Origin of the sequence: Litoribrevibacter euphylliae, from assembly GCF_042646085.1 — a bacterium.
Taxonomy (GTDB): Bacteria; Pseudomonadota; Gammaproteobacteria; order Pseudomonadales; family Litoribrevibacteraceae; genus Litoribrevibacter; species Litoribrevibacter euphylliae.
In genome coordinates this window covers 521122-536095 of the sequence record NZ_JBHRSZ010000002.1, presented here as the reverse complement: position 1 = coordinate 536095, position 14974 = coordinate 521122, and the positions used below count along the sequence as shown (strand labels likewise).

Annotated in this window: 14 protein-coding genes; 7 read left to right on the top strand and 7 right to left on the bottom strand. The window is 43.6% G+C overall.

Annotated elements, in window-relative coordinates:
- Window positions 1-160 precede the first annotated feature (160 nt).
- Together ACFOEK_RS04120 and purU are read left to right on the top strand one after the other, a co-directional pair.
- Window positions 161-1681: a fumarate hydratase gene (locus ACFOEK_RS04120; protein ID WP_386716568.1), complete on the top strand. Its 1521-nt coding sequence runs from the start codon at window positions 161-163 to the stop codon at window positions 1679-1681.
- Window positions 1682-1789: 108 nt separating this feature from the next.
- A complete protein-coding gene (purU, locus tag ACFOEK_RS04115; RefSeq protein ID WP_386716565.1) occupies window positions 1790-2644 on the top strand; it encodes a formyltetrahydrofolate deformylase in 855 nt (284 codons plus the stop codon).
- A gap of 48 nt (window positions 2645-2692) precedes the next feature.
- Here purU and ACFOEK_RS04110 read toward each other — a convergent pair whose 3' ends face one another.
- Together ACFOEK_RS04110 and ACFOEK_RS04105 are read right to left on the bottom strand one after the other, a co-directional pair.
- Window positions 2693-3925, bottom strand: coding sequence for a DUF945 family protein (locus tag ACFOEK_RS04110; RefSeq protein ID WP_386716562.1), 1233 nt, complete (start codon window positions 3923-3925; stop codon window positions 2693-2695).
- A gap of 13 nt (window positions 3926-3938) precedes the next feature.
- Window positions 3939-4856 carry a DUF2971 domain-containing protein gene (locus ACFOEK_RS04105; protein WP_386716559.1) on the bottom strand — a complete coding sequence of 306 codons (918 nt, stop codon included), beginning with the start codon at window positions 4854-4856 and terminating at the stop codon, window positions 3939-3941.
- A gap of 233 nt (window positions 4857-5089) precedes the next feature.
- Between ACFOEK_RS04105 and ACFOEK_RS04100 the strand changes: the two genes are divergently transcribed.
- Window positions 5090-5884, top strand: a complete 795-nt coding sequence (locus tag ACFOEK_RS04100) for a ParA family protein (protein ID WP_386716556.1) — start codon at window positions 5090-5092, stop codon at window positions 5882-5884.
- Window positions 5885-5972: 88 nt separating this feature from the next.
- Here ACFOEK_RS04100 and ACFOEK_RS04095 read toward each other — a convergent pair whose 3' ends face one another.
- Entirely contained in the window at window positions 5973-7031 is a 1059-nt protein-coding gene (locus tag ACFOEK_RS04095) for a DUF3549 family protein (protein ID WP_386716553.1), read from the bottom strand.
- 106 nt (window positions 7032-7137) lie between these two features.
- On the opposite strand from ACFOEK_RS04095, the gene ACFOEK_RS04090 reads away from it, so the two are divergent.
- The 3 genes from ACFOEK_RS04090 to ACFOEK_RS04080 all read left to right on the top strand — a co-directional run bounded on the left by ACFOEK_RS04090 (window position 7138) and on the right by ACFOEK_RS04080 (window position 8754).
- Window positions 7138-7485, top strand: a complete 348-nt coding sequence (locus ACFOEK_RS04090) for a YqcC family protein (RefSeq protein WP_386716550.1) — start codon at window positions 7138-7140, stop codon at window positions 7483-7485.
- A gap of 69 nt (window positions 7486-7554) precedes the next feature.
- On the top strand, window positions 7555-8055 hold the full coding sequence (locus ACFOEK_RS04085) for a hypothetical protein (RefSeq protein ID WP_386716547.1): 501 nt from the start codon (window positions 7555-7557) through the stop codon (window positions 8053-8055).
- A 273-nt stretch (window positions 8056-8328) separates the two neighbouring features.
- Window positions 8329-8754 carry a phasin family protein gene (locus tag ACFOEK_RS04080; RefSeq protein ID WP_386716544.1) on the top strand — a complete coding sequence of 142 codons (426 nt, stop codon included), beginning with the start codon at window positions 8329-8331 and terminating at the stop codon, window positions 8752-8754.
- 105 nt (window positions 8755-8859) lie between these two features.
- Here the strand turns inward: ACFOEK_RS04080 and ACFOEK_RS04075 are convergent, their stop codons facing one another.
- Entirely contained in the window at window positions 8860-9480 is a 621-nt protein-coding gene (locus ACFOEK_RS04075; protein ID WP_386716541.1) for a TetR/AcrR family transcriptional regulator, read from the bottom strand.
- Between the two features lie 158 nt (window positions 9481-9638).
- Window positions 9639-10859: a DUF445 domain-containing protein gene (locus tag ACFOEK_RS04070; RefSeq protein ID WP_386716539.1), complete on the bottom strand. Its 1221-nt coding sequence runs from the start codon at window positions 10857-10859 to the stop codon at window positions 9639-9641.
- Between the two features lie 275 nt (window positions 10860-11134).
- On the opposite strand from ACFOEK_RS04070, the gene ACFOEK_RS04065 reads away from it, so the two are divergent.
- A complete protein-coding gene (locus ACFOEK_RS04065) occupies window positions 11135-11323 on the top strand; it encodes a DUF2175 domain-containing protein (protein WP_386716536.1) in 189 nt (62 codons plus the stop codon).
- Between the two features lie 79 nt (window positions 11324-11402).
- On the opposite strand, the gene ACFOEK_RS04060 is transcribed toward ACFOEK_RS04065, so the two are convergent.
- Together ACFOEK_RS04060 and ACFOEK_RS04055 are read right to left on the bottom strand one after the other, a co-directional pair.
- Window positions 11403-11888, bottom strand: coding sequence for an asparaginase domain-containing protein (locus ACFOEK_RS04060; RefSeq protein ID WP_386716533.1), 486 nt, complete (start codon window positions 11886-11888; stop codon window positions 11403-11405).
- 131 nt (window positions 11889-12019) lie between these two features.
- Window positions 12020-14887 carry a valine--tRNA ligase gene (locus ACFOEK_RS04055; protein ID WP_386716530.1) on the bottom strand — a complete coding sequence of 956 codons (2868 nt, stop codon included), beginning with the start codon at window positions 14885-14887 and terminating at the stop codon, window positions 12020-12022.
- Window positions 14888-14974: the final 87 nt, after the last annotated feature.

Below are 14974 nucleotides of genomic sequence, written 5' to 3'. Positions count from 1 at the left end.
CTTTCTTTTGTTAAATAATGTACAATCTGCGGCCTTTCACACGTTCTATGCTTCAGGCCTTCTACTACAGAAACAATTCAGTGCTTGAGCAGACCATTAGTAAAAAAGTGCCAATTAAATAAGTGCATTAAAACTATTTGTTAGCTGATAAGAGGTTCTCATGACTGTAATTCGTCAGGATGATTTAATCGATAGCGTTGCCGATGCGCTACAGTACATTTCTTACTACCATCCCAAAGATTTTATTGATGCGGTTCATGAAGCCTATCAGAGAGAAGAATCGCAAGCCGCCAAAGACTCGATGGCGCAGATTCTTATTAACTCACGTATGTGTGCCGAAGGTAAGCGTCCGCTATGTCAGGATACAGGTATCGTAACCGTATTCGTAAAAGTGGGTATGGACGTTCAGTGGGACGCAGAAATGAGTCTTGAAGATATGATTAACGAAGGTGTTCGCCGTGCGTATACGCATCCGGACAATGTACTTCGTGCTTCTATCCTGGCTGATCCAGCAGGTAAGCGTCAGAACACGAAGGACAACACACCTGCGGTTATTCACACTCAGATCGTTTCTGGGAATACCGTAGACGTGCAAGTAGCTGCTAAAGGTGGTGGTTCTGAAAACAAATCTAAGATGGTGATGTTGAATCCATCTGACAGTATCGTTGATTGGGTTGTGAAAACTGTTCCAACTATGGGGGCAGGCTGGTGTCCACCGGGCATGCTAGGTATTGGTATTGGTGGTACCGCTGAAAAAGCGGCAGTGATGGCTAAAGAATCTTTGATGGATCCGATCGATATTCACGAACTTCGTGAGCGCGGACCTCAAAATCGTGTAGAAGAGTTGCGTCTTGAAATCATGGATGCGGTGAATAAGTTGGGCATTGGTGCTCAAGGTCTTGGTGGTTTGACAACTGTGCTTGACGTTAAAATCATGGACTACCCAACGCACGCGGCGTCTCTGCCTATCTGTATGATTCCTAACTGTGCTGCGACACGTCACGCACACTTTGAATTGGATGGTTCTGGTCCATCATTGCAAACTCCACCTAAGTTGGAAGATTGGCCGGAAATTACATGGGAAGTCGGTGATTCAGTTCGTCGAGTGAATTTAGACACCCTTACTCAATCAGAAATGGAAGAGTGGAAGCCAGGTGAAACCCTTCTATTGTCAGGTAAAATGCTGACCGGTCGTGATGCCGCGCATAAGAAAATGGTTGATATGATCGCGAAAGGTGAAGAGCTACCTGTAGATCTGAAAGGTCGCTTCATCTACTACGTTGGTCCGGTTGATCCTGTTCGTGACGAAGTGGTTGGCCCTGCTGGCCCGACAACCTCAACGCGTATGGATAAGTTCACCGATACCATGCTTGAAACCACTGGTTTGATGGGCATGATCGGTAAAGCTGAGCGTGGTCAGGTTGCTATTGATGCGATTAAGAAGCATAAAGCAACGTATTTAATGGCCGTTGGTGGTGCAGCGTATCTTGTATCGAAAGCTATTAAGGGCGCAGAAGTTGTTGCCTTCCCTGAGATGGGAATGGAAGCAATTTATGAGTTCGATGTTGAAGATATGCCGGTAACGGTTGCAGTGGATGTGAACGGAACGTCTGTTCACCAGACCGGGCCACAAGAGTGGTTTGAGAAGATCCATGCTGCGGAAGTTATTGAAGTTAAATAGTTAATATCTTCTTAAAAACCCCAGCAGGACGTTAGTTACGGGCTGCTGGGGTTTTTGTTTTTAATCCCTATATATTTGTAAGACCTTAAGAATTGTGAGTTTGTATTCATGGACCGTGTTTATCGATTAGTTATTGCATGCCCTGATGGCGTGGGTATTGTGTCAAAAGTCAGTAGTTTTCTATCCAGCTTAAATGGGTGGATTACCGAGGCGAACCATCATGCAGATCGTCCGAGTGGGATGTTCTTCATGCGAAATGAGATTCGTGCGGATTCCTTACCGTTTGATTTGGCTGAATTTGAAAAGCAGTTTCAGCCAATTGCGGATGAGTACAATATGAAATGGCGAATTTCAGATTCGCATAAGCCAAAAAAAGTTGTGCTAATGGCGTCGAAAGAAAGTCATTGTTTGGCGGATATCCTACATCGTTGGCACAGCAATGAATTACCGTGTGAAATCGCGTGTGTGATTGCTAACCACGACCATTTACGTTCAATGGTTGAGTGGCATGACATTCCGTTCCATCATGTACCTGTTGATCCTAATGACAAGCCTGCGGCGTTTGCTGAGGTGTCTGGTCTGATCGATCAATACCAAGCGGATACGGTCGTATTAGCCCGTTACATGCAGATTCTTCCGCCTGAATTGTGTCACACGCATCCTGGGCGCATCATCAATATTCACCACAGCTTCTTGCCATCCTTTGCGGGCGCTCGTCCTTATCATCAGGCCGCGGACCGTGGTGTGAAATTGATTGGTGCAACCTGTCACTATGTGACGGAAGTGCTGGATGCCGGGCCGATTATTGATCAGGATGTCATTCGCATTACTCATCGCGATACCGTTGAAGACATGGTGCGTTTAGGTAAAGACGTAGAGAAAAATGTTCTGGCGCGTGGTTTGCGCTGGCATTTGGAAGACCGTGTGATTGTTCACGGTAATAAGACGGTTGTGTTTAGTTAAAGATAACCATGAGTCTGAAGCTTAAGGGCTTCAGGCTCATATGATTTCTTAATTGAATAATGAGAAATCGAAGGCTTGGTTGTCGACAGACAGCCGACCATTTTTAATCTGAATTTCTTTCTCTTCTCCCGAGCTTTCATTTTTACTTTTAATCGTACCGTTCACTTTTGCGATTAATGAGAGTAAGTGCTCGTCCATAAACTCAGGTAAATCCGGGAAATCTATGGTTCCTGTGATCTTTTTTTTGTCGCCTGATTCTTTATCTACAAATGAGATGTCGTTGATATTCACTTGCGCATTATCGGAAAAGAGTGCGGGGAGAGTGGTTTGTAGCGCTGCCATGTATTCCAATTGAGCGTATTCACCGAATGGAGAGTCGAACTCTAGATAGGCGCGTTCAGCTAGATCGTAAAGGCTTGAGAGGGCGGTTAAGTCTGCGCGTTGAATATCAATATCGAGTTTGGCGTCACGCCATTGATTCCAAGTGCTTTGTAATTCGACCGCTTGTCCACTCAATTGGATGTGAGTGCTGCGATTTGATTCGTCGATGATTAGGGAATTTTTTAAGGTAAGCTGGAGATCGTTGGCTTTAAAGTCCGAAGAGGGGAACGTCAGTTGTTTGATGTTCGCAGTTGAGCTTCCTTGCCAGTGTTCGTCACTGATTCGATTCATATGGCCAGTCAGTAGGACATCCTCGACATAGGCATTACGAGGATTATGTTGGCCTTTGAAACCGGGCCACAGAATTTTGTAGTTGATCTGTTCGAACTCAAAATTACTGTCGATGGAGAGAATTAATGGACTTAGTTTGAGTCCGGTAGTTTCAAGTTGAGAATATTCATAAGACTGACTTAAAGCGTGTAAGTCTACGTTGATGTTCAGTTCAACGGTTCCCAAAAAACCAGCTCTCGCGTAGCCAATATAGGGAGTACTTAAATTCGCTTCTTTTAGGCTGTTACTGTAGAGATAGAAGGCACCAATACCGGGTTGGTGATTTACGAAGGTCAGTGGTCCGTGTTTTAAAATGGCGGGGAAGCTACCAATGGGGACTAAGGTTTCTTCAAATTCATCCTCTGTATAAACATTAATCACAAAGCGACTGCTGAACCAAGATTGTTGGTATTCTTCCAGTTCGATGGTTAATGCTGTGTTTAAGTTACTCAGGTAAACCGCTCGTTCTATATAGTGTTTGGCCAGTGTGCCTAACACACCTGGCGTAACTAATAGGATGAGCAGAGTGCACCCAATGAGGGAAATAAGAAGCTTTTTATTCAGAGGCATTCAGTGATGGTCTTTATTTCCCGGTATGGATCTTTTCCAACTTCAAAGAGAATTGATTCATATTAGGAGTACATGAGTAGATATCAGTGTGCGGCAACTCTTCTTTGATACGGTTCATCAGTTGGATTTTATCGTCTGAAGACATGGCTGAACCTAAATACACACGCTTTAGGTTTTCCAGGTTAAAGGTGAAGTCGCTGTGTGTCTTATCATCCGACTGCATAACTTGTTGCTCAGGTAACACTCTCAGACAACGCCATTCTTGCTCAGCAATTGATGTTTTTGACTTAACCAAAAATTGGGTTGCAAACATACTTTGAGGTTCTAGGCGACGGATACCTAAAATGTCTTCGATCTGTGCTCTCATATCCGTAAGTACAGGTCGTTGTTCAGCGTACTTCACTTTGGATGGCTTTTGAGGTGCACCATCATCATGTTGAGGGTCTACGTCAAATCCAAACGCGACGCCTGTATGATTGCTGCCATGGGTTTGCCACAACGCTAGGTTATCCGGTTTATCGCCGAGGCATAAAATACGCAGGTGATCGAGGTAGTAGTCCCAATGCTCTAGCATTTCCTGATTTTTTTCTTGTTGCTTGATGATGGTGCTTTGCAGCAAGTCATTCAGGACTGATCGTGCTTCCTCTTCGGAGTCAAAACGGTCAGTAGATCGCCAGCGGATAATTGCTTTTACAATCGGATTAGTAGTGTCTTTGAAAGGAAGCGAATGGGTAAAAATCATACTGGCGACAAACTTCGCCAAAGCATCCGTTAGGATGTCATCTTTGATCATCAACGACTTAGCAGAATTCACCGCAAATGGCTCAGGCAGTTGATACGGAGAAAGCCATCGTAGAGTCTTGGTGTCGATAATTTTATGCGCCGTCTCCAGATCAGCGTACTTATATAAAATTGCAGGAATGGAGGTCACTCCCTTAGCTCCATGGTGTTGAATCAGATAAAGTTAGATAGAGTATTGTTTAGATCGGCTATTAAAGCAATTGCTTTAAGGATAAGCCAGATTCTTACAGTAATTTGTGATAAAAAACGTAATCTTGTCGAGAAAAGCCAGATATGACGTGGTTTCAGTCGACCCGTTGGTTTCTTTAGACTAAAATGTGATCGCAAAATCACCAGTAGAATTTAACTCAGAGGACAGGGTAAATGCGTCGAGTCGTATTTAATCAGAAAGGCGGAGTAGGGAAATCCAGTATCACCTGTAATTTGGCTGCGATTAGCGCTCAGCAGGGTTACAAAACCTTGGTTATTGATTTAGATGTGCAGGGCAATACTACGCATTATCTGTTGGGTAAATCTTCTACTGAATGCGAGAACAATATTGCGCAATACTTTGAGCAAGTGTTGTCGTTTAAAGTATTCAATAAGAAGCCTGAAGATTTCATTACGCCATCGCCGTATGAAAATTTGGATGTAATTGCTTCAAGCCCTGAATTAGAACACCTTGAGCGTAAACTTGAAGCCAAGCATAAGATTTATAAGTTACGCGATGCACTTAAAGCGTTAGAGCGTAAATACGATCGTATTTTTGTTGATACTGCGCCTGCTCTGAACTTCTATACGCAATCGGCGTTGATTGCTTGTAATAAGTGTTTAATTCCTTTCGATTGTGACGACTTCTCCCGAAAAGCGCTATACAGCTTGGGTATGGAAATTCAAGAAATCCAAGAAGATCATAATGATGAGCTCAAGATTGAAGGTATCATCGTTAATCAGTTCCAGCCTCGTGCAAGTTTGCCACAACAGTTAATCAAGGAATTGATTGAAGAAGGGTTACCAGTATTGCCTGTCTATCTTACCAGTTCGGTGAAGATGAAGGAGTCCCACCAGAAGAATCGTCCTTTGATTCATATCGACCCTAAACATAAATTGACTCAGCAGTTTGTTGAGTTGTCTGAAGTGCTAGAAGGGAAGAAGGTTGAGCATCCTGAGTTTGCTTAATACTAAATATCAGAATTCATAAAAAGTGCCACGCTATGACGTGGCATTTTTTATGGCAGGAGAAGTGTGGTCACTTTAGTAGTGGAGCTTAATGTTTCTGAATAGCACCAAATAATTGACCAATACAGCGACTTAGTTCTTCTGAGCGTTCTGTTCTTCGCACCATCTCCATTAACCAGGTACGAACGCCAGGTATTGCGACCAAATCAATAAAGAATTGAACAAAAATTTGTTCGCCCGCTTCTTGTTTAGCCACTCGTTCAAATAGCTGGTGGCAAATCTCTGGGTTTTCTAAATCCATCCAGCAACGGCTTACAATGGTTGAAAGAATTTCTAAATCATCCTGAATACTTGGTGTAGATAAAATCTTCAGGATTAATGCTTGTCTTGGTTGAATCGTTTTTGATCCTGATAGCGCTCTTAAACCCGATGCTATTAAAGCCTGGTTAGGTGCCTGAGAATCCAATGAGTTCTCCAACAGGTTAAGAATGTAGAGCGCCAATTCTGTAGGTATTTCTTCATTCTCTAATAACGCAAGAACCTGATATTTAGGTGCTTCAGGTAACCATTCCAAAGCTTTTTTGATGATCTCTGCATGGTTAAGGTCTTCAAGACGGGCGCATACGTCTGCCAAACCTTGAAGCCCTAATGCTTCCCACTGTTCCGGCGTTTGCTCGCCTTTTAAATAGCTAATGGCTGGTTCATAGTAGCTCGACGCGTGCTTACCAATAAAGCGAGAAGATTTAGCATGGAAGCTCGCCATGCGTTCTTGATTTGGTGTGAACGCGAGTTCGGATTCGTTCAGGATGCTTTGTTCTTTGCTGCCAGGATTGTTGACGCGGTTTTGAATGGCTTTCATTAATCGTTGAATGAAATCGTCGCGGGTGGCAGGAATGATTTTCCCTTGTTCATCCAAAGGTAATTTTAAGAACCAAATCAAAGGTTCTTCTTTAGTTTCGTTCCACCAAATTAAGAAGCCTAACCAAGCGTGACGTTGCAATGGTGTTGGGTAGGGAATTTCAAGATTTTCGAATTTCTGGAATTGACCGTTTGAGAGCCGATATAATCTGCGTCCCATGTCGAATACACGAAGTTCAGCGTCGAGAGATTTTACAAAATCGGTAATGGTATTAACTGCGGTTTCCATAAGGCCCTTGTTTGTCTTCGAATTGATCTTGAAGTTAAAAAATGAAATTGAAAATAATCTTGGCGGCGCATTATAGCACGCAAAGAAACAGAGGAAGATTCCAGGAATGACAAATAATGAATCACTTGAGGCTTTTCCGATACATGAGCTTTTGGTAGAGCTGGAAGGAGAGATGACGCATTTAGGTGTGTGGGCTGATCGCCCGCCAGCGCCTGATGCTTTTTTAAGTCAGCAACCGTTTGCTTATGACACCATGTCATTGCCTGAGTGGATGCAGTTTATTTTCCTGCCAAAAATGCACGAGCTTATAGAGAGTGAAAGTCCATTGCCTTCTCGCTGTGGCATAGCGCCCATGGCTGAAGAGTTTTTTAAAACGAGTACCGTTGATATATCTCGGTTATTGATGATTTTAAATGCAATTGACGCTTGTTTAGGTGGTTTGGCTGAAAATTGATCAGTTTGGTATGGTTTGTGCATTTTGTTAAGTGAGATACGAAATGTTACATATAAAGGGGATAAAACCATGCCGATTAATCAAATTACGGGGAATAGTGTCAACTCTTCGACTCATTCGCCCAGTAAACAAAGTGTAGAAGCCGTACCTAAGTCAAAAAATGGTCAGCAGAAAGGTGGTGATGACCAGAGTAACCCGTACAGTGATCAGGTCTCTATTTCCGGTCGTGCCAGTCAATTGGAGCAAATGTCTAAAGAGCTAATGGCTTCGATGAAGGCGGAAACGCAGATCGGTGACTTGGCTCATACACTATACGAGTACGGATTTTTATCATTAGAAAATCTCAACCATATTCCGTTGCAAACTCGAACCCAGACCATCCAGACTCCTGAGCAAGCAGTAAATGTGCTCCAAGATCAAGCCCAGGAATTGGCTATGCAAGGTGAAGACTCGGCAACGTTAGAAGGAATGAATAAGCTTTTAACTACGCTAAAGAACATAACAGCACCGAGTTATCCTACCAGTGCTTACCAGCGTGTCTCCGGCTATGGTTATTTAGGCATCCAGTAGCTCCCATTTTCGTATCCCCTTTGATAAACCCGCTTTTGGCGGGTTTATTTTTGCTTGTTATTTAAGCTTCTTAAAAGGATGGTTCTTGCCGTAATTTGAGTGGCAATTACTTACCGTTATCTGCCATAAAAATCAGACTTTATGACGAAGTTCTTTAGTATGTGTATTCTAAAGGGCGTTGCTACTATCGGATGAAACCTTCAGCACACTTTGAATGGTTAAGTTGCACTTTCAAGGACGTGTTTGTGTTTAACCTAAATAAGGAAACTAGTTATGTCTGAAGTTGTTGAGTCTGTTGAAGTAGAAGAAGAGTCAGGTGTGAAACTGGCAGGTAAAGTTCGTGATTCTGCTCATCAAATTTGGTTGGCGGCACTTGGCGCGTATGCCAAAGCAGAAGAAGAAAGCGTGAAAGTGATTGAGTCTTTAATCAAGGAAGGTGAAGAGGTAGAGTCTCGCGCGACGGAAGTAACCAATGAAACTTTTGCTAAAACCAATGAGCTTCGTGAGCGTGCGAATCAATCTATTGAAGAGTTAAAAGCCAAGCTGAATGAATCTCTTGAAAAAGTAGAGTCTTTCATGGAGCAAGGTGTTGAACGTGTTGTTCATCTGCTTGGCATGCCAAGTAAATCAGATGTTGATACATTGATTAAAAAAGTAGATGCATTGAATAAATCTGTTAAAGCTCTTTCAAAAGGCTAATCTGAACACTACCACGTGATGTTTTAGTTGTTCAGAAACATCGGATTAAAAAAGCCTCTTTACGAGGCTTTTTTAGTGCTTTCTGGTTTTGTAATCTTACATGTCTTAAAGGTATTTCTTACTGAGATCTTGCATGAAGGCTCTGTGAGTTGGTTCAAGATAGGGAGTAAGAAGACTCATTACCTGATAGACGCCTTTCCCTAAATCTTCTGTGTGTTTGCCTTTGTTTCTCACATTTTCATAATTCAACCAATAAGTCATCGTCATGGTGATGTTCTGGGATAAAGCATTCACTTCTTCGAGACTGGCAAGCATAGTCCCGTTGGCAATTAACCCTTCACAAATCGCTTTATTCACTCGTTCTTTTTTGTCCAAGATACGATTGAAGTGTGTAGCGAGTTTATCGACACTGGCTAATAAGTCGGGCAGGTTGCGATAGATGAAGCGATATTCCCAGATATGCTCAAACAGCAGATGAACAAACAACCAGTGATCTTCCATAGTGATTTGGCGATCTTCTGGTGGCGGAACCAAAATTTCATTCATGCGCTTTTCAAACTTCTGATAAAGCTCATAAATAATTTCGTTTTTATTTCTGAAGTGGTAATAGAGATTGCCCGGCGAAATGTCCATTTCGTCGGCGATATGAATGGTGGTAACGTTGGGCTCGCCAAACTCGTTAAATAATTCGAGACTGGTTACAAGAATTCTGTCTCTGGTTTTCATAACTGCCTGCCTATGATCCTTTTCCAGATACTTATCCTTTGGCAAAAGCACTGGCAGTCAGAGATATCAGTGGAAATTACTTTCTCATCTCTGACTGACTAGGTGTTGGATAACCGAATTTTTATTCTTGTGAAATGTTATAACGAATAAGATTAGAATCAGCCACCAAAAATAAAGACTAATTGAGCAAAACCTGCAAAAAGTCCCAAAATCCCGCCTGCAAGGATCAACATCCACTCATCTTCCTGAAAGGCTGGTCTCAAAACGCCTTGGAACTCTTCGGGTGTGAGTGCTTCCATTCGCTCGCGAATCATGTCAGATACTAATGCGGCGCGGTCCTCGTTAAAGCGCTTGTCTTTAAAGGGTTCTTTGGAATATTCGAAGGCCAAGTTAGCCATGTTGTCTTTGAGGTTGGCATAGCCTGCTGGTCCCATCGTCATTTGAGCTAAGGTGCGAAGAGCCAGGGAATCATCTAAGAGATTGCGGATGTGCTTATCTACTAGACTGCGAGTTTTATGGCTGTTTGGGCCTTCAAGCAAGGCTTTGCTGAAGTTCTCAATGGTTAACAGTTCGAAAGCGACAATGTCACACCATGCCTTGGATACTTCTTTTTGGCGTTTCAGAAAGATGCCTTGCACTGAGATTTTCCATAGCCGAACAGGGTTTAATGGTCTGAAGACAATGTTTAACGCAATCCAGTTGGTGATGTATCCAACCAATAAGCCAAACAATGGCAGAATCCACCATGCAGCAAAGAAATACCAGATAATCATCTGGATCAAGCCAAAGGCTGCGCCGAAATATAATCCAGAATTGATAATGAATTTGAATTCTTGGTTGCCGGATTCAAGAAAGATGCGGTTCAGGAGTTTCTTATCGTTTCCTAATTCCGTAATCACCAAATCTTTAAGGTTGATCAGCTGATCTGCATCCTGTTGAAAGTCTGAAACAATGGCATCCAGGCGTTTTGGAAGTTCCGTTTTTACATGATTGTATACTTTGTTTTTAGCCGCTTTTGGTAGGTTTTCCCAGAGCACTGGTTTTTCTTTACGCATGATGTCATCAACCATGTACTCCACTTTAGGGATGAGCACTTGAATCATGCGATCTATCAGAACTTTGGGTTCTAAGCTGTTGATAATGTCTGATAAGGTGCCGAGCTTACTCATTGTGGTGTCGACACAGATGGAAGCCATCTTTTTATAGGAGCGAGGAACAATGCCTTGCCAACCTAGAAAAGGTTTCTTAACGCCTTGAAATTCTACCGGGTAGAAAGTGAGTTGAATGGCCAACCAGTTGGTACTCCAGCCGACCAGGCCAGCGATGATGGGAATACTTAAGTATTTCCAAAGTTCAGGATCAAAGAATGCTTCCAGCATGGGTTACCGTATTTATCGTTTTAGTTATATTAGAGTTGTAGTTCGAAAGATTATAACAAGCCCATTACGATATAAAGTTGAGAAATTACGACAGAGTAGTTGAGTGTTTTAGTAGATTACTTGGAATTGTAACGCGAATAAAACCTTAGTAACTAAAAGGTTACTGAGTTTGTTTATTCTATCGGTATATTGTCGGTCTAATTATTTATTTGACTACTTGGTTATTTTTTATGCGTTGTGTCTATTGCGATTGTAATGTTGTAGGAAGTCGTGATGTGGTTACGGTTGAGGGCGGTGCGCCTGCGCATGCCAATTGCTACCAATTTGACCTTATGTCTCAGCGAGTGTTTAAGAGCTTAAAATTGACTGCTTTGACGGATTCTGAGCTGAATGATTTATTTGATTTGGTCAAACTGGAAATGAACAGTCGTTCACCTGCAGCGAACGATGTTGAGCTTTTTTAGTGCCTTGGTTTGTAGAAAAGAAATTAGGTGTTTTGTGACAGGGTTCCAAAACACCTAGGCGTACTTCAACGGAATAAGATTATTCTTTAATCTCAAATATCCCTTTTTCTACGTTTTTCTTAACTTTTCCTGCCTCAAAGATGCGGCCGCTCATGGCAATGTAAACTCCTTTAGGAAGTGACTGAACTGCGCCTACCGCACAGCCAGCATTAAACTCGGCATCGCTGGTCTTGTACATGGCGGGTTCCATGGCGCCAAACATTACAATGGTCTTATCGGTAAGGTCTTTCAGTACATCGGCGGTTTCCGGCATGGTGTCCGTGCCGTGGGTGACCAAAATCAAATCATTAGAACAGCTGGAAATCGCATCCTTTAATTGCTGACGATCCTGATCCGTCATCTCCAGGCTGTCTTTTTTCAAGACCGAGTGAACCTCGAAGTCAATGTTGAGGTTATACGCCTCAAGAATTCGACCGACTTTAGGCTCTCCGACTTGGTAATCACTTTTGGCGTCAAAGTAAATTTTGTCGATGGTGCCACCGGTGCAAAAAATATCGATTTTCATATAGAGTCCACTTCTGTTGAGAGATAAATTAAACGTTGTTTCATAAACGTTGGAAGATCAGGGAAGCACTGACTTAAAGCGTAACCAAAAAAGGAGGCTTTTGCCTCCTTGATTAATCAGCAACTAAGACGTTACATGCTCTTAATGGCTTCCATTTGCTCGTTTAGCTTGGAAGATGCCGCAGACATTTCGTCCAGCTTGGCCTTTTCTTTTGCAACCACGGCTTCTGGTGCTTTACTAACAAAGTTCTCATTGTTGAGTTTGCCAGAGATGCGCTGAATGTCTTTTTGCAGTTTTTCCAGCTCTTTGTTAAGGCGAGCGATTTCGGCGTCTTTGTCGATCAGACCAGCCATAGGAACAAGTACTTCCATCTGGCCCACTAACTGCGTGGCTGACATAGGGGCTTCATCGCCGTCATTCAACCAAGTGATGGATTCCAACTTAGCCAGTGCTTTCAGGAAGTTTTCGTTGTTAGCTAAACGCTGCTTATCGTCTTCTGAACCATTACGGAACAATAGATCCAAAGCTTTGCTCGGTGCGATGTTCATTTCACCACGAATGTTACGAACACCAACGATCACACCTTTTAGCCATTCGATGTCTTGCTCGGCCTGCTGATCGATCTTGCTTTCATCTGCGACAGGGAAGGCTTGAAGCATGATGGAATCACCTTCAACGCCGGCCAAACCTTTAATCGATTGCCAGATCTCTTCAGAGATGAACGGCATGATTGGGTGAATCAAGCGTAAAGTCGTTTCAAGTACGCGAACCAAAGTGCGACGTGTTCCACGTAGTTGCGCTTCGGTGCTGTTTTCGTTCCAGAAGACCGGCTTGGAAAGCTCCAAATACCAATCGCAGTATTCGTTCCAGATGAATTCATACAGCGTTTGGCTCATCAAGTCGAAACGATATTGCTCGTAGTATTTCTGAACGTCTGCTTCCACTGATTGCAGGCGAGAGATGATCCAACGATCAGCTACGCTTAATTCAATGTCGCCACCGTTTTGACCACAATCCAATGCATTGCCATTCTCGTCTTCGGTGTTCATTTGAACGTAACGAGCGGCGTTCCAGATTTTGTTACAGAAGTTGCGGTAACCTTCAAGACGTTTAACGTCGAACTTAATGTCGCGGCCCAGCGATGCTAAAGAGGTTAGGGTAAAGCGAAGGGCGTCGGTGCCGCTTTCTGCAAATCCTTCCGGGAAGGCTTTACGGGTGGCTTTTTCAATCTTTTGCTTCAGCTGAGGCTGCATCATGCCAGAGGTGCGTTTCTCAACCAGATTGTCCAGCTCAATACCGTCAATCAAATCGATAGGGTCAAGTACGTTCCCTTTCGACTTAGACATCTTCTGGCCTTGCTCATCACGAATCAGACCGGTTACATATACTTTCTTAAACGGAACTTGCGGTGTGCCGTCTTCGTTCTTGATGAAGTGAAGCGTCATCATGATCATTCGGGCAACCCAGAAGAAGATGATGTCAAAACCTGTTACCAATACATCAGTAGAGTGGAAGGTTTTTAGTGCTTCCTCGTCATGCGGCCAGCCTAAAGTAGAGAAGGTCCATAGTGCGGATGAGAACCAAGTATCGAGCACGTCTTCGTCTTGACGAAGCTCAATATCAGCCGCCAAGTTATGCTTAGCACGAACTTCGTCTTCGGTACGACCTACATAAACGTTACCGTCGTTGTCATACCAGGCCGGGATTTGATGACCCCACCAAAGCTGGCGAGAAATACACCAATCCTGAATGTCACGCATCCAAGAGAAGTAAGTGTTTTCCCACTGCTTAGGTACAAATTCAATATCACCGTCTTCTACGGCTTTGATCGCAGGTTCTGCCAGCGTTTTAGCCGATACATACCATTGGTCTGTTAGCCAAGGCTCGATGACAACGCCAGAACGGTCGCCGCGAGGCACCACTAAGCTGTGGTCTTTAATTTCTTCTAGAAGGCCCAAGGCTTCGAAATCGGCAACAATTTTCTTACGAGCGTCGTAGCGGTCCAGTTCTCCATAACCTTCAGGAATGGTGCAATCAACGCCATCAATTGGTTGACCTTCAAAGTTAAAGGCTTCTGCTTGCTTAAGAATTTTTGCATCACGATTAAATACGTTAATCAGTGCGGTTTGGTGGCGCTTGCCCACTTCGTAGTCGTTGAAGTCATGAGCAGGCGTGATCTTAACGCAGCCGGTTCCAAACTCTTTATCTACGTATTCATCTGCAACGATTGGAATGCGACGCCCCACCAGAGGTAGGTCTACAAACTTGCCAACCAAGTGTGTGTAGCGCTCATCTTCAGGGTGAACCGCAACGGCGGTATCGCCCAACATAGTTTCAGGACGAGTCGTTGCTACAACGATGTAATCTTTTCCATCGGTGGTTTGTACGCCGTCCGCTAACGGGTAACGGAAGTGCCATAGGAAACCGGATTCGTCTTTGTTTTCTACTTCAAGATCAGAAATGGCAGTGTGAAGTTTTGGGTCCCAGTTAACCAGACGCTTACCACGATAGATTAGGTCTTCTTCGTACAAGCGGACAAAGACTTCTTTTACCGCTTCAGACAAACCATCGTCCATAGTAAAGCGTTCGCGAGACCAATCAACGGATGTGCCCAGGCGACGTTGTTGAGAGGTGATGGTGCCGCCGGATTGTTCTTTCCATTCCCAAACTTTGTCGATGAACTTGTCGCGACCCAGATCATGACGAGTTACGTCGTCTTGCGCTAGCAAACGCTCAACCACCATTTGGGTTGCGATACCTGCGTGGTCAGTACCTGGTTGCCAAAGTGTGTTGTGGCCAGTCATACGATGGTAACGGGTTAATGCATCCATGATCGTTTGTTGGAATGCATGCCCCATGTGAAGGCTACCGGTGACGTTCGGTGGCGGAATCATGATGCAGTAAGAATCGCCTTGTCCCGAAGGTGCAAAGTAGTTCTTTTCTTCCCAGGTTTTGTACCAGTTAGATTCAATATTTTGTGGTGTGTATGTTTTATCCATAATATCCGAAACGTCGTATGCTATGAGTGCAAAATAAATGCGCAGAAAAATGCTACGTATTATATCTGGGACGCGCGTTGTCTGCCA